Origin of the sequence: Vibrio ouci (assembly GCF_004551525.1) — a bacterium.
Taxonomy (GTDB): Bacteria; Pseudomonadota; Gammaproteobacteria; order Enterobacterales; family Vibrionaceae; genus Vibrio; species Vibrio ouci.
The window spans coordinates 35,009-49,534 of the sequence record NZ_SATR01000010.1 but is presented as its reverse complement, the minus strand read 5'-3'; the positions used below and the strand labels follow the sequence as shown (position 1 = coordinate 49,534).

The following is a 14,526-nucleotide window of genomic DNA, read 5'->3' as shown; positions in this document are numbered from 1 at the left end:
GCTACCACCTCTCGTTTATCTTATTGTTTTTACTCTCTGCGACCCTCAACTGTTCATCAAATTTATTCATGAACTTAATATATATTTCCGTCGTTGAGGTGCTGGCATGCCCCATTAATTCTGCTAACTCATCCATCAGATATTCATAAGCAACATGTCGCTTTTGAGATTCACTCCAAAGCCAATGAGTAGCAAAGGTTGAACGCAAATCGTGGATGCGGTAGTACCAACTAGGCGTTATTGCTCTGATGCGCTTTTTCAGTACACCAAAATGTACTTCCAGAGTATTTTCTGTGTAAGGTCGTCCTTTGTTGGAAACAAAAAGGTAATCAGTGGTGTCTAGCTCTTCTTGAGAGTCAATAAGTTCTTTCCGTCGAGTCAGGTTCTTTTGCCGCTGACTACTTTCTTTGTATTGCTCTAATTCTTCATAAAGTGCGATAGGGATTTGAACAGTGCGGGGGGCACCGCCTTTGGTGTGTGTAATGTGTACTGGCACGACTTCTAGTTCACTGAAATCATTGTCACCAATATTACGAGCAGGAAAGTGGGTGGCTTCATCAACCCTGAGTCCTGACTCTTCACACAATCTCAGCATTAAGGAAATGGCCTTGGGTAACGCGACAATGTGTCGATTGAACAGTTCCTTATGCTCAAGCATCATAGGCTTTAACTTTTTATGGGCGGGTGTCCTATCGCTTTTTGGAAACGCTTTCATGATGTTTGATATTTCATAGGCTCGCTTTTCGCCACCCTTGGTGTGAGCAAGCATGTCGTGCTGATTAATGTCGTCTATGTAAACTTCTACCTTGCTGAAGTGTGTCACTACGTGCTTATCATCATTTTTGAGGTAACCATGTTTCTGCATCCACTTATAAAAGCCAATAACAGCGCCCATATAGCTTCTTGCAGTGTTAAGAGAGTATGCTTCGTCACCGGTTGCGCCTGGCTTGGCACGGCAGTTTGCTAAAAGGTGTTCTGCAAAACGCCAAGGTGCACCATCTTCTTCATACTTCGTTAAAGTTTTGTAGGTTAGGTACTCACGTGGAATTTCTTTCCCGTCTTCATCAAAACGTGGGCGATGTGTTGAATCTAAGTAACGAGTAAAAGCTAGTAAGCCCTTTGCAATTGAGTCAGTGTCCTTGACGGCCCCCTCACCACGCAGTTTAGATACGAGGTAAAGAGATTGTGGATAAACAACACTCCCATCGGGTGCAATGATAATGTCTGTTTTCTTTAAACGTGATTCTAGATTGGAAGGAGAAAGATAAGGGGAATAAGTCATCTCTCCAGATTTAGCATTTATGCTCTCTGATATTTTTAGTTTTGCTAACGTATCAACCTCAATGGATAGTAAACGGTAATCGTCATAAATATCAGAACATTTTTCTTCATGTGTTTCTATCACAAAACAACCCTCAATATGTTACCCACATGTTGAAGATAGACTTGTCATAAAAAACAATCAAAGTTTTCTGTCATATAAATTACTCAGGGGTAAAGTTCTTCTCACCCCATACGCCGAATTGATCGGCTACGGCGTGGTCTTCGTCTGACAATAGTGTGAAGTTTAGGTTGTCACGTTCTATGAACTTACCAAGACGTTTTACTGGGTCGATACTGACGCCCAATACAACAACGTTATGAGCATCCAACTCTGCTTTAGTGTCACGAAGACCTTGTGCTTGTACCGTACAGCCAGGTGTCATCGCTTTAGGGTAAAAGTAAAATAGAACCTTTTTACCTTTAAAGTCATTTAGAGAAACAGTTTCGCCGTTTTGATCGAGAAGAGAGAACGCTGGAGCTGGAGCGCCTGCGGTAAGCGTGTTCATGGAGATTCCTTTTTATTGACTGTTTTTTATAAAGTTCAGAGAGCCTTGAACCGATAATTGCTGACACAGATTGTCAAATTCTTCTTGTAGCTGCATTAAATTGCACTCAGAGTCGACAGTAGCGGTAATCGCAATGTGGAACTGGTTGGTCTCTGCATTAATTTTGTCTTTGTCTATGGTCTGGGCACTGAGCGATGACAGTCCAATATTCTTTTGAGCGAAGAAGTGGGTGAACTTTTCGGTTAACCCAGGCTTGTCTTCAGACTCGACAAAAACTTCTAATGTGTAGGCATTGTCCAAGTGCGCATGGGTCGATGTACGCTTCATGATGGTAATAAGATCATGTTCTTGGCCAAGCAGTGGCAATGTTGTTTCTACACGAGTGACGGCCGCGTTATTGCCAGAAAGAAGCATGATGAGTGTGAATTCGTTACCAAATAGAGCAATACGACTATCAACAATATTGCATCCGGATTGAGTGACTAAATGTACAACTTGGTTGCACACCCCAGGGCGATCCGTTCCTACGGCAGTAATCACTAAATGTTGAGTCATAACTTCACTTATCAATGTTCCAATTATTAATCAGATAGCTTAGCACATTAGACCGTTATAGAAATGCACCTCAAACGCATTTTATGAGTGTGTTAGGGTGTAAATTAGACAGCTGTGAGCGACCATGCGTATTCCTTGCTAGGAACTGACATTAGCCGAAATTAAAGGAGTAAGTTGCCAAAGTTCTAACATCTGATAAATATTCACTCAAATAGGTGATTTAAGCGGGTCTCAGTGCTTGTCTTTTTCAATCGCCTTACAGTACCATGCGATTAGTATCTAAATTAGGGAGAAAGACATGTTTTCAGGAAGTATTGTAGCGTTAATTACACCGTTTAATAATGATGGCGAAGTTGATTACGTAAGCCTGAAGAAACTAGTGGAGTACCATGTCGCAGCAAAAAGCGATGGCATCGTTGCAGTTGGTACCACAGGTGAATCGGCGACGCTGACTATTGAAGAGCATGTCAAGGTTGTCACTAAGGTGGTTGAGTTTGCTGAAGGACGTATTCCAGTGATTGCGGGCACAGGTGCTAATGCAACACATGAGTCAGTGACTTTCAGCCGCCTCTTGAATAACTCAGGCATTGTAGGCTGCCTAAGTGTGACGCCTTACTACAACAAGCCAACTCAAGAAGGTTTGTTCCAACACTATAAAGCGATCGCTGAAGAAAGCGATGTCCCACAGATCCTGTATAATGTACCGGGCCGTACGGCGGTAGACTTGTTACCAGAGACTGTGGCGCGACTAGCAGAGATCGAAAACATTGTTGCATTGAAAGATGCGACGGGTGATTTAAGCAGAATTGCAATTCATCGTGAACTTTGTGGCGAAGATTTTATCTTACTAAGTGGCGATGATTCATCTGGCCTTGAATTCGTTAAGCAAGGTGGCCACGGTGTTATCTCGGTAACGAACAACATTGCTGCTGAAGACATGGCAAAAATGTTCAGATTAGCGAAAGAAGGTAAGTTTGAAGAAGCAGAAATCATCAACCAACGTTTGATGCCGCTACACAAGAACTTATTCGTTGAATCTAGCCCAATCCCAGTAAAATGGGCAGCACACAAAATGGGTCTAATTGAGCATGGCGATTTACGTCTGCCGCTGACAGAGCTGTCAGAGAAAGCTCGCCCGATTGTTGCTCAAGCAATGACAGAAGCTTGCATTTACTAAATTAAAGATGGATTGCCGGAGTTTAATGCTCCGGCATATAGGTATCAGGAGTTTCAATGAAATTGTCACACCAGCTAGTCGTCAGTTCACTAGCTGTTTTTGTTTTAAGTGCATGTTCAGGTAGTGCGACTCAACGTCGTCAGGCTAAAGATGACTTTGAGTACTTAAATACGCCACCGTTAGAAGAGTGGACGTTAGCTGACGGTGCAAAACGTCAGTTTTACATTGACTACAAAATCCCTCAGGGAGAGTTTACTGGTGGTGTTGGTCGTGAAGTTGATATTCGACCACCACAACAAGTATTAGAGCTTATCCCAGGTGCACGTGCTGAAAGACAGCAGGGCGAAACTACGCTATGGCTACTGCGTGAAGACGAAGTGGATAAGGTGTGGCAGACAGCTTTAACCATGCTAGAAGAGCGTCAAATTGGTGTTCGTGAGCAAACGGAAACGCGCATTGAGACCGATTGGGTTACTTGGACATCAGAAGATGAAGACGGTGAACTTGGCGCTCGTTACGCTATCGAACGTGTTGCTGCTGGTGGACGTCATGGCTTTAAGATCTCATTGATTGATTGGCGTGAAGCAGGCAAAGATATGCCTGTCACTGCAACCAATAAAGAGCGCTATAACGCCCTGATGACCAACTTAGTGACGGCGCGCTACGACTTAGATCTGCGTGAAGAAGCGGCACGTAAAGCGCAAGAACTTGTGAAGAAAATTCCGGTTACTATGGGCACCGACCGCAGTGGTTTCCCAGTTATTATCGCTCGTACGCCATATAACGTATTGTGGCAGCGTCTACCGAAACTGCTTCCAGAGATGGGCTTTACTTTAGAAGAGCGTAACCAATCTCAAGGTCACGTTAAAGCGAAGTACGCTTCTCCGGATGATGAGTTCTGGAATGAGATTGGTGTTAAGCCGATTGCACTTAAGTCTGGTACTTATACTTTCCTATTTGGCGACCTTGGTAACCGAACTTCAATCAACGTCACTGACTCAACGGGCAAGCCGGTTGAAGAGCAGTTACTGCAAGATATGGCGCCTGTGCTAGCTGCTGTTGTTGAAAAACAATCGAAGTAGCCACAAATTACAGGTAATAAAAAAGCTGACATGATGTCAGCTTTTTTTATGCCTTGAATATCTGAGCCTAATTTAGGCTACAGAACCATTGCGGCAATCCAACCAAACACAATCAGTGGGATATTGTAATGGATGAAGGTCGGAACTACGGTTTCCCAAATATGCTCGTGCTGGCCATCGGCGTTTAGGCCTGACGTTGGGCCTAGCGTTGAGTCTGACGCTGGAGAGCCTGCATCACCAAGCGCTGCTGCAGTACCCACTAGAGCAATCGTTGCCATTGGTGAGAAGCCAAACGCTGCTGCCAGTGGAACGTAAATGGTCGCTAGGATTGGAATTGTCGAGAACGATGAGCCAATACCCATAGTTACCAGTAGACCAACAACTAACATCAACAGTGCCGCTAGAGGCTTATTATCGCCAATGCTTGTTGCTAGCGCCTCAACCAAAGACTCAACACCGCCAGTTTGCTTCATTACTGCGGCAAAACCCGCTGCTGCGATCATGATAAAGCCGATCATCGCCATCATGTGAACACCTTTAGTAAAGACGTCGTGCGTCTCTTTCCAAGCAATCACACCACCAAAGGTGAACACCATGAAGCCAGCTAGACCACCGATGATCATTGAGCCTGTCATTAGCTGAACACTTAGCGCAGCAACAATACCGGCAGCAGCAACCAGAATGTTCTTTGGTTGGATCTCTTTCGTGTCAGTATCAACACGAGTTAGCTCAGTCTCTTTATACTGACGTGGTTTACGGTAGCTAAAGAAGATCGCTGTGATAAGACCAAAGATCATACCTGCAGCAGGCAACAGCATTGCGACAGGTACTTGGCTTGCGACAACGTTTTCTAAACCGTTGTCATGCAAGTTTTTCAGCAGAATATTGTTTAAGAAAATACCACCAAAACCGATTGGAAGAACCATATAAGGTGTGACTAGACCAAATGTCAGCACACAGGCAATCATACGACGGTCAAGATTTAACTTAGCGAATACGCCCAACAAAGGTGGAATTAAGATCGGGATAAAGGCGATATGGACAGGAATAACGTTCTGAGACGACATGGTCACAAGAACTAATGCAATTAACACCGCATATTTTAGGCCAGTCGATGCAGCCGCATTCTCTTTACCGTGAATGCGTTTGATGACGCTATTGGCTAGTAAGTCAGTGATACCAGAGCGAGAGATCGCAACGGCGAACGTACCTAACATTGCGTAGCTTAATGCGATGGTTGCACCACCACCTAAACCACTTTCAAAAGCAGCCACGGCTTGATTGAGCTTCATGCCGGAAACCAAACCACCGACGATGGCACTGAATGTCAAAGCAACGACGACATTCACGCGCATCAGTGCTAAGGCAAGCATGATACATACAGAAATGACAACAGGGTTCATAATTTACTCGTGTGTTGTGTTTACGTTTTTATTTTTTGTCGGTATCAGGTTCAACCACTGGCCAACCGCCAAGGGCTTTCCATTTGTTGACGATACCGCAGAAGAGTTCTGCCGTTTTTTGAGTATCGTATAGGGCAGAGTGGGCTTCTTTATTGTCAAAATCCATCCCAGCGGTTTTACACGCTTTAGCTAACACGGTTTGGCCGTAAGCCAAGCCACTTAGTGCTGCGGTATCAAACGTCGCGAAGGGATGAAAAGGGACACGTTTAAGCTTGCAGCGCTCGCTCGCTTCCATCACAAAGCTGTGATCGAAGGTGGCATTGTGGGCCACCATGATGGCACGGCTACAGTCTGCAGCTTTTTGTTCTTTGCGGACGAGTTTGTAGATTTCTTTGAGGGCTTCCGCTTCTGTCACAGCACCGCGTAGAGGGCTAAATGGGTCGCGAATACCATTAAACTCTAACGCTTCTTTTTCAAGGTTGGCACCTTCAAAAGGTTCGACATGATAATGAATGGTTGAAGCTGGTGCTAAGTCGCCGTTTTCATCCATTTTTAAAGTAACGGCGCAGATTTCCAGAAGCGCATCCGTCTTGGCGTTGAAACCCGCAGTCTCCACGTCAATAACTACCGGAAAGTAGCCACGGAATCGTTTTTTAAGCGTCAATGCTTCGTTTTCTATAGTCATGTGTACTTCATATAATGTGACAGGGCTGGCATTATTGCAGATTCTAGGCGGAAGAAAAACCGTAAATGCTGATTGAAAAAGAAACAGTGGTGATTTGTACTATACAAATATTCTGGCTAGGTTTTTGCATTAATCATATAGAAGATTTTCTAGCGGCAAGTTAAGTTCCGCCAGTCCTAATGAGAGAAGAAGTTTGTATGAAGAAGTTGTTTGCAACCGGTATCGCTATGTCTTTGATAACGTTAGCACCCTCGGTGTTCGCGCTTGAAAAGCAGTACGTTGCAACGCCTCAACAGTCAACATGGCAAATGGTTGCCAATACGCCATTAGAGTGTCGCTTGGTTCATCCAATTCCTAATTATGGCGAAGCGGTGTTCTCATCTTACGCGAGTAAAAAAATTAATCTCGACCTTGAGTTGAAGATGAAACGACCAATGGGTCAGACCCGTGATGTGAGCCTAATTTCTATGCCACCAGCATGGCGACCAGGTGATAGTGCTGACCGCATTACGAACATTCGATTCTTCCAACAGTTTGATGGCTATGTAGGTGGTCAAACGGCTTGGAATGTTCTCGGTGAGCTAGAGAAGGGACGTTACCCCACTTTTAGTTATCAAGAGTGGCGAAGCCGAGATCAACGTGTAGAAGTCGCACTTTCCTCTGTCCTATTCCAACGTTCATATAATGTCTTTAGTGACTGTATTGCAAACTTATTGCCATATAGCTTTGAAGATATTGCCTTTACTATTCTTCATTATGATCGAACCAGCGTCGAGCTAAACAAGCAATCGCAAAAACGTCTGGCGCAAATCGCTGAGTACATTAAACACAACCAAGATATTGATTTGGTGTTGGTATCGACATACACCGATGCGGAAGACAGTAAGAGCGCAAGTCAGAACTTATCTGAGCGCCGCGCTGAAGTACTACAGAACTACTTTAAGTCACTAGGGTTACCTGAAGACCGCATTCGTGTGCAAGGCTATGGTAAGCGTCGACCAATTGATGATAACGCGTCACCGATTGGTAAAGACAGAAACCGACGCGTAGTGATTTCTTTAGGTAGAACACAGGTATAAAACAAAAAGGCCACAGAGAGTGGCCTTTTTTGATCATGCTGGAGTCAGAGTTTAGTTGAGACGGAACTTAGCGATGAGATTGCAGTTTGTCGCGGTATCGATATCTTGTACCAACTGAGCAATCTTCGGATTCGGGTGGCGTTTCATAAACTCTACAAGGGCTTTTTTACAACATCCCATCGAATCGATGAAAGCGTCACAATCGGTATTCGGGCATTGCGGGACCAAGGTCAGCACTTTTTCTGAGGCTAACTGCAGATATTTAAGTTCGTACTTAATATCGCCAATATTGCGCCAAAACATCGCCATGTTGTGGCATGAGATCACTGAAATCATCAGTCGGTCTTCAACATCAACGTCACTTTCATCACCGATACGCTCACTTAATGTAAGGGCCTGTTGGTAGTGAAGAATACTGCGTAAGTGGTCATTTTCCTTTAATGCCATATCAGCGAGTAGAGTATGTTTCTCCCATTCTGCAATAGCCATTGTTGTGCTCTCCTAACTCCGAATAGGTAGAGGTTAAATGATAATTATTATCGAGTAAAGTTAAAAAAATGGAACAGCGAAGTGCTGTCCCATTTTTAATAGCATTGGTGGCTGTGGCTTAGCCTTCTAAACCGGCTGAAGCTTGTTTGTTTTGAATTAATTCAATCATGTAGCCGTCAGGGTCTTTTACGAAAGCGATATGAGTTGAACCGCCTTTTACTGGGCCAGGTTCACGAGTTACGTTACCGCCTGCCGTTTTAATTGCATCGCACGTAGTGTAAATATCATCAACGCCAATTGCGATATGACCAAACGCAGAACCAAGGTCGTACTCAGTTGTACCCCAGTTATACGTTAGCTCAATGACGGCGCCTTGAGACTCATCTCCGAAGCCAAGAAAAGCCAAAGTATATTCATACTCTTTGTTTTCATTAGTACGCAGTAGCTGCATACCCATTACGTCAGTGTAAAACTGAATCGATTTATCTAAGTCACCAACACGTAGCATGGTGTGAAGAATACGTCCATTTGACATTGTCTGTTCTCCTAATCTTCTGGGTAAACTTTTTCTTTGAATTCACACAGGTCTTCGATGATGCAGCTACCACAGCGTGGCTTTCGCGCGACACAGGTGTAACGCCCATGAAGAATCAACCAGTGATGAACATCCAACTTAAACTCTTTAGGCACGACTTTGAGAAGCTTTTCTTCTACTTGGTCGACATTCTTGCCCATGGCCAGCTTAGTTCGATTGGAAACACGATAGATATGAGTATCAACCGCGATGGTAGGCCAGCCAAAAGCGGTGTTAAGCACTACGTTTGCCGTTTTTCGACCAACACCTGGTAGGGCTTCTAACGCTTCGCGATCTTCTGGAACTTCACCATTGTGTTTATCAAGGATGATCCTACACGTTTTGATGACGTTCTCAGCTTTTGAGTTAAATAAGCCGATGGTCTTGATGTACTCTTTTACACCATCCACACCCAAGTCAAATAGTCCTTGTGGCGTATTCGCGACCGGATAGAGTTTATCGGTCGCTTTGTTAACACTTACGTCGGTTGCCTGAGCCGAGAGCAGTACCGCGATCAAAAGTTCAAATGGGGTACTCCAGTTGAGCTCTGTTTGCGGGTTGGGGTTATTCTCTCTAAGACGCTCTAGGATTAATCTTCGTTTGTCTTTGTTCATGTTGAGGCTGCTTTCCAGTGCTTGTGTTCATCAATACAGAGTTTGTTTGATGATTATTATTGGTTAGTCACTCTTGCTCGTTCAATCGCTTGTTTTTCTGGTTTTGGCTGACGAGCGGCAATCTGTTTATCGATAACATTCTTAAGTGCGATAAGCAATCCCACACCAATAAAGGCACCTGGTGGGAGTAGCGCTAATAAGAAGCTATTATCGAATTGGAATACTTCAATACGTAGTGATGTTGCCCATTCGCCGAGCAGTAAATCCGCACCGTCGAATAGGGTGCCATTACCAATGATTTCTCGCATTGCACCGAGTATGACTAACACACTTGTCATGCCCAGTCCCATCCAAAAGCCATCTTGAGCTGAAGGTAGAACATCGTTTTTCGAAGCAAATGCTTCCGCACGACCAATGATGATACAGTTGGTTACGATCAATGGAATAAAGATACCTAGCGATAGGTATAGGCCGTAAGCGTATGCGTTCATCAATAGCTGTACACAAGTTACCAGCGCCGCAATGATCATGACGAATACTGGGATGCGCACTTCTTTCGGCACGTAATCACGTACCAGGGAAACCGTGACATTTGAACCGACCAATACCAGTAGCGTTGCAATGCCGAGGCCCAACGCGTTAGTGACGGTTGAAGAAACCGCAAGCAATGGACATAGACCCAGTAGCTGAACAAGTGCGGGGTTGTTATCCCACATGCCATTTTTAATCAGTGTTTTATGATCACTCATTATTGCCTCCACAATTTAGTGGCTGAGACTGAATCTGGTCACGATTGCTGTTAACGAAATCTACCGTGTTCTTAACCGCTTTAACGACCGCTCGTGGGGTGATGGTTGCACCAGTAAATTGATCGAATTGGCCACCATCTTTGCGTACTTTCCAATCGGCTTGATTGTTGTCAGTCACTTGCTTACCGGTAAAGCCAAGAGTCCAATCAGAGATACGCAGGTCTATCTTATCACCAAGCCCCGGAGTTTCTTGATGACTTAAGATGCGTGTGCCGGAAATTGTGCCATCTTGCTCAATACCCACAATAATTTTAATTGCGCCGTTATAACCATCTGGTGCGATCGCTTCAATCGCCATAGCTGATGGTTCACCGTTGAGTGTCGCCATATATACCGGCATTGCTTGGTCAGTACCGAGTTTAGGATCGCTGACTAAGGTGCACGCTTGATAAAGATCGTTGTCATGTAAGTCATGAGGAATGACTTGGTTTAATACCGAAAGAAGCTGTTTTTGCTCCTGAAGATGAATACGATCTTTTGTTAAATAGTTGGTCAGTGCAACAACACCTGTTGATGCGCAGGCAAAAATCGCTAAAACAGCACCATTTTTTTTAATTGCATTTAACATGATAACGCCTTAGTGACCGTAGGTTCTTGGTTTGGTGTAGTAATCAATCAATGGTACACACATATTGCCGAGGAGCACTGCAAATGCAACACCATCAGGGAAGCCACCCCAAGAACGAATGATAAAGACCATTGCGCCAATGAACGCACCAAAGATCAGTCGACCTTTGACGGTCGTTGAAGCTGAAACCGGGTCAGTTGCGATAAAGAATGCACCCAGCATAGTCGCACCTGAAAGCAGGTGAATGGTTGGTGATGCCGTTGTACCAGGGCTTAGCAACATAAATAGGCCACTAATCAGGGTTAAGCTAACTAAAAAGCTTACCGGGATGTGCCAATTAATGACTCTCAGTTTAATAAGAAGCAAGCCGCCGACTAAATAAGCGAGGTTAACCCATTCCCAACCAATACCCGCTAAGCCGCCGAACTGGGGTTGAGTTAGGGCTTCACTAGCGGTATTTCCTGCAGTTAAGGCTGTCTTGAATGCATCCAGTGGCGTCGCCATCGTTATGCCATCAATACCAGTTCGAATTTGTTGCAGCGAAAGCCCCTCAAGGTTAAACCCAGTGAAAATGAGCGAGAATGCATCACCACTAGATACAGGGGTAGCTTGAAGCTCTTGTGGAGATATCCAACTGGTCATTTGTACTGGGAACGAAATAAGCAGCACAACGTAAGCGACCATTGCTGGGTTGAAAAGGTTCTGGCCAATACCGCCGTATAGGTGCTTCGCAATGACAATGGCGAAAATCAAACCGATAGTGATTACCCACCACGGAGAAAGTGGCGGTATCGCAATCGCGAGTAACCACGCTGTCACTAAGGCACTGTTGTCTCTTAGTGCAGACATTGGTGAGCGCTTTCTTGCAAGCATAACAAGTGCTTCAAGGCTTAAGCCAATGACAATAGCCAATAGTAGTTGGATGATCGTACCCCAACCCAAAAAGTATGTCTGAGCGGCTAAGCCGGGTAGGGCACAAAGCGCTACCCATTTCATTAGGTCAGGAGTGCTTCTACGACTATGCGCATGGGGTGAGCTGGCAATAAAAAAGGCCACTACTCTTTCTCCTCAGTTTGTTTTTGTTGTTCTTTTTCTGCTTTACGAGCTTTAGCTCGGGCAATGGCAGCAGCAACGGCCGCTTTCTTCGGATCTTCCTCTACAGGTTGATCCTCGGTAGCGTCATTGCTTTCGTCTGCTTTTACCGCTTGTTGCTCTGCTTTACGCGCTTTGGCACGGGCAATGGCAGCAGCGACTGCGGCTTTCTTCGGATCTTCCTCAATAGGTTGTTCCTCGACAGCGTCATTGCTTTCGTCTGCTTTTACCGCTTGTTGCTCAGCTTTACGTGCTTTGGCGCGGGCGATGGCAGCAGCAACGGCTGCTTTCTTCGGATCTTCCTCGGAAGCTTGCTCCTCAGTAGCGTCATTGCTTTCGTCTGCTTTTTCCGCTTGTTGCTCGGCTTTAAGTGCTTTGGCGCGGGCGATGGCAGCAGCGACGGCCGCTTTCTTCGGATCTTCCTCGGCAGGTTGTTCCTCGATAGAGTCATTGCTTACATCTGCTTTTGCCGCTTGCTGCTCAGCTTTACGCGCTTTAGCACGGGCAATCGCAGCAGCTACAGCGGCTTTCTTATCGTCGGAAGCTGTTGGATCATCCGATTCATTTGACTCGCTTGCTTGCGCTTTCTTCGCTTTAGCTCGTGCAATCGCAGCAGCTACAGCGGTTTTTTTATCGTCTGAAGCAGGTGGAGCATCCGATTCATTTGACTTGCTTGCTTGTGCTTTCTTTGCTTTTGCGCGAGCAATAGCAGCGGAAACTGCAGCTTTCTTATCTTCTACAGGATCGTCTGAGCTAGCATTTTGTGCCTGTTCGGCTTTTTTCGCCTTGGCACGGGCAATGGCAGCAGCAACGGCGTCTTTCTTGTTGTCCGTTGTTGCAGTATCTTGTTGCTCTTTGGCGGCTTTGCGTGCGCGAGCTTGTTGCTTACGCTCTTCACGCAGTTTAGCCATTTCTGAGTTATCAGGTTCAGCCTGATCACTCGCGGCAGCGGCAGCTTGTTCTGCTTTCGCTTTGGCAATCGCAGCTGCAACTGCAGGTTTAACCGCTTTCTCTTCTGGCGAGCTTGCTTCTGATTTCTGAGCTTTAACGCGCGCAATCGCTGCCGCAATAGCGTCATCACTGCCTGTCGATTTCATCTCTTTACGACGATCGTCAGCGGCTTTCTTAAAGCGGTTTTCGCGTGCCGCTTTATCGCGATCTAGGCGTGCTTTCTTCTCTTCAAAGCGGACTTTAGCTCGCTCTGCTGCTTCCGACTCTTCTTTACGGGTACGAATTTCCGCTTTTGCTTGGCGGTAATATTGCACCAGTGGAATTTCACTAGGGCAGACGAAGGCACAAGCGCCACACTCAATACAATCTTTGATATTGAGTTCTTCACACTTATCTAACTCTTCGGCTTTTGAATGCCATAAAAGCTGTTGAGGCAGCAGAGATGCAGGACACGCTTCGGCACACTGACCGCAGCGGATACAGGCCATTTCATACTGGTTCGGCGAAATCTCTTTGCGTGTAGGCGCTAGAATACAGTTGGATGTTTTGGTAATCGGCACCTGAGAATGGGGCAGGGTAAAGCCCATCATTGGACCACCCATGATTAGCCGAGGTAACTTCTTATCGGCTTTGTAACCAAACTCATCAAGTAATGACTGAACAGGGGTACCAAGCAGTGACCAGACATTACGTGGTTGCTTGAAGGTGTCACCAGTTAATGTCACGATTCGATCGACCAGTGCCTCACCGTCAACCACAGCACGTTTGATAGCGTAGAGAGAACCGACGTTCTGAACCAAAATACCTATGTCTGCTGGAATAACGCCGTTTGGCACTTCCTTATCAGTTAGGATTTTGATCAGCTGCTTTTCACCACCAGATGGGTATTTGGTCGGAATCACGCGGATAACAATATCTTTATGCTCAGCTGCTTTTTGTAAGGCTTTAACGGCTTCAGGTTTGTTGTCTTCTATACCAATAACTGTCAGTTTTGGTTTTAGAATATGTTCAACGACCTCAATGCCTTGGATTATTTCATCTGCGTGCTCACGCATCAGCATGTCATCGGCAGTAATGTAAGGTTCACACTCCGCCGCATTGATGATCAGAATCTCTGTGCGAGCTAAACCCGATTGAATTTTTTTCGCGGTAGGGAAGCCTGCACCACCCATACCTGAGACCCCCGCTAAACGGATTTTTTCGATCAGTTCGTCAGGTGTGCGCTGGGAAAAGTCAGCCCATGTTTCACGCTCTACCCAAGCGTCTTCAAAATCAGGTTCGATAACGATACAAGTTTCGCTCAGGCCCGACGGGTGCGCGGTGGTTCTTGGTTCGATAGCGACCACACGACCAGACGTTGGTGCGTGGACTGGCAGCATGAAACTCATGTCGTATTTGGTTAGCGCTTGGCCTTTTAGCACATGTTCGCCAACGTCGACTGTTAGAGTTCCGGGTTTACCAATATGCTGTTTTACAGGTAAAACAATTTCAGCGGGTATTTGCGCGCGCGCAATGGCGGTCTTGACCGATTGAGTCTTGTTTTCTGCTGGGTGTACACCGCCGGGAAATGTCCACAGCGCACCAGATTTGATTTGTTCGATTAGTGACAACATACCAGT

Annotated in this window: 14 protein-coding genes and 1 pseudogene; 3 read left to right on the top strand and 12 right to left on the bottom strand. The window is 45.5% G+C overall.

Annotation, left to right across the window (positions count from 1 at the left end; genetic code table 11):
• Position 1: 1 nt before the first annotated feature.
• The 3 genes and pseudogenes from ELS82_RS08625 to ELS82_RS08615 all read right to left on the bottom strand — a co-directional run bounded on the left by ELS82_RS08625 (position 2) and on the right by ELS82_RS08615 (position 2,384).
• Complete coding sequence (locus tag ELS82_RS08625; RefSeq protein ID WP_134835136.1) at positions 2-1,405, bottom strand: tyrosine-type recombinase/integrase; 1,404 nt, start codon at positions 1,403-1,405, stop codon at positions 2-4.
• Positions 1,406-1,496: 91 nt separating this feature from the next.
• A pseudogene (gene bcp / locus ELS82_RS08620) lies at positions 1,497-1,829 on the bottom strand (thioredoxin-dependent thiol peroxidase); the annotation flags it as partial.
• Between the two features lie 12 nt (positions 1,830-1,841).
• The gene (locus ELS82_RS08615) at positions 1,842-2,384 is read right to left on the bottom strand and encodes a glycine cleavage system transcriptional repressor (protein ID WP_053440329.1); all 543 of its coding nucleotides are present in this window, start codon (positions 2,382-2,384) and stop codon (positions 1,842-1,844) included.
• A 298-nt stretch (positions 2,385-2,682) separates the two neighbouring features.
• Here ELS82_RS08615 and dapA point away from each other — a divergent pair, with 298 nt between their 5' ends.
• Positions 2,683-3,561 (top strand): 4-hydroxy-tetrahydrodipicolinate synthase, encoded by an 879-nt coding sequence (gene dapA, locus ELS82_RS08610; protein WP_134835135.1) that lies wholly within the window; start codon positions 2,683-2,685, stop codon positions 3,559-3,561.
• Positions 3,562-3,617: 56 nt separating this feature from the next.
• Positions 3,618-4,643, top strand: a complete 1,026-nt coding sequence (bamC, locus tag ELS82_RS08605) for an outer membrane protein assembly factor BamC (RefSeq protein ID WP_134835134.1) — start codon at positions 3,618-3,620, stop codon at positions 4,641-4,643.
• Positions 4,644-4,720: 77 nt separating this feature from the next.
• Here the strand turns inward: bamC and ELS82_RS08600 are convergent, their stop codons facing one another.
• Positions 4,721-6,046, bottom strand: coding sequence for a Na+/H+ antiporter family protein (locus ELS82_RS08600; RefSeq protein WP_134835133.1), 1,326 nt, complete (start codon positions 6,044-6,046; stop codon positions 4,721-4,723).
• Between the two features lie 28 nt (positions 6,047-6,074).
• The gene (gene rnt, locus ELS82_RS08595; RefSeq protein WP_134835132.1) at positions 6,075-6,731 is read right to left on the bottom strand and encodes a ribonuclease T; all 657 of its coding nucleotides are present in this window, start codon (positions 6,729-6,731) and stop codon (positions 6,075-6,077) included.
• Positions 6,732-6,928: 197 nt separating this feature from the next.
• Between rnt and motY the strand changes: the two genes are divergently transcribed.
• Positions 6,929-7,810 (top strand): flagellar protein MotY, encoded by an 882-nt coding sequence (motY, locus tag ELS82_RS08590; protein ID WP_004414948.1) that lies wholly within the window; start codon positions 6,929-6,931, stop codon positions 7,808-7,810.
• A 51-nt stretch (positions 7,811-7,861) separates the two neighbouring features.
• Here motY and ELS82_RS08585 read toward each other — a convergent pair whose 3' ends face one another.
• The 7 genes from ELS82_RS08585 to rsxC form a co-directional block, all read right to left on the bottom strand.
• Entirely contained in the window at positions 7,862-8,299 is a 438-nt protein-coding gene (locus ELS82_RS08585; RefSeq protein WP_134835131.1) for a DUF2753 domain-containing protein, read from the bottom strand.
• A 118-nt stretch (positions 8,300-8,417) separates the two neighbouring features.
• Positions 8,418-8,834 (bottom strand): lactoylglutathione lyase, encoded by a 417-nt coding sequence (gene gloA, locus ELS82_RS08580; RefSeq protein WP_134835130.1) that lies wholly within the window; start codon positions 8,832-8,834, stop codon positions 8,418-8,420.
• 11 nt (positions 8,835-8,845) lie between these two features.
• On the bottom strand, positions 8,846-9,487 hold the full coding sequence (gene nth, locus ELS82_RS08575) for an endonuclease III (protein WP_134835129.1): 642 nt from the start codon (positions 9,485-9,487) through the stop codon (positions 8,846-8,848).
• 56 nt (positions 9,488-9,543) lie between these two features.
• The gene (locus ELS82_RS08570; protein WP_053440320.1) at positions 9,544-10,236 is read right to left on the bottom strand and encodes an electron transport complex subunit E; all 693 of its coding nucleotides are present in this window, start codon (positions 10,234-10,236) and stop codon (positions 9,544-9,546) included.
• On the bottom strand, positions 10,229-10,864 hold the full coding sequence (gene rsxG / locus ELS82_RS08565) for an electron transport complex subunit RsxG (protein WP_134835128.1): 636 nt from the start codon (positions 10,862-10,864) through the stop codon (positions 10,229-10,231). The genes ELS82_RS08570 and rsxG overlap by 8 nt, the downstream gene beginning before the upstream one ends.
• Positions 10,865-10,873: 9 nt before the next feature.
• Positions 10,874-11,920 carry an electron transport complex subunit RsxD gene (gene rsxD, locus ELS82_RS08560; RefSeq protein ID WP_134835127.1) on the bottom strand — a complete coding sequence of 349 codons (1,047 nt, stop codon included), beginning with the start codon at positions 11,918-11,920 and terminating at the stop codon, positions 10,874-10,876.
• The gene (gene rsxC, locus ELS82_RS08555; RefSeq protein WP_134835126.1) at positions 11,920-14,520 is read right to left on the bottom strand and encodes an electron transport complex subunit RsxC; all 2,601 of its coding nucleotides are present in this window, start codon (positions 14,518-14,520) and stop codon (positions 11,920-11,922) included. Before rsxC ends, rsxD begins: the two co-directional genes overlap by 1 nt.
• Positions 14,521-14,526 lie beyond the last annotated feature (6 nt).

Coding starts and splice junctions, on each gene's coding strand:
- motY (WP_004414948.1), top strand. CDS start 6,929: ATGAAGAAGTTGTTTGCAACCGGTATCGCTATGTCTTTGATAACGTTA.
- ELS82_RS08570 (WP_053440320.1), bottom strand. CDS start 10,236: ATGAGTGATCATAAAACACTGATTAAAAATGGCATGTGGGATAACAAC.
- ELS82_RS08585 (WP_134835131.1), bottom strand. CDS start 8,299: ATGGCTATTGCAGAATGGGAGAAACATACTCTACTCGCTGATATGGCA.
- nth (WP_134835129.1), bottom strand. CDS start 9,487: ATGAACAAAGACAAACGAAGATTAATCCTAGAGCGTCTTAGAGAGAAT.
- ELS82_RS08600 (WP_134835133.1), bottom strand. CDS start 6,046: ATGAACCCTGTTGTCATTTCTGTATGTATCATGCTTGCCTTAGCACTG.
- gloA (WP_134835130.1), bottom strand. CDS start 8,834: ATGTCAAATGGACGTATTCTTCACACCATGCTACGTGTTGGTGACTTA.
- ELS82_RS08615 (WP_053440329.1), bottom strand. CDS start 2,384: ATGACTCAACATTTAGTGATTACTGCCGTAGGAACGGATCGCCCTGGG.
- rnt (WP_134835132.1), bottom strand. CDS start 6,731: ATGACTATAGAAAACGAAGCATTGACGCTTAAAAAACGATTCCGTGGC.
- rsxC (WP_134835126.1), bottom strand. CDS start 14,520: ATGTTGTCACTAATCGAACAAATCAAATCTGGTGCGCTGTGGACATTT.
- bamC (WP_134835134.1), top strand. CDS start 3,618: ATGAAATTGTCACACCAGCTAGTCGTCAGTTCACTAGCTGTTTTTGTT.
- dapA (WP_134835135.1), top strand. CDS start 2,683: ATGTTTTCAGGAAGTATTGTAGCGTTAATTACACCGTTTAATAATGAT.
- rsxG (WP_134835128.1), bottom strand. CDS start 10,864: ATGTTAAATGCAATTAAAAAAAATGGTGCTGTTTTAGCGATTTTTGCC.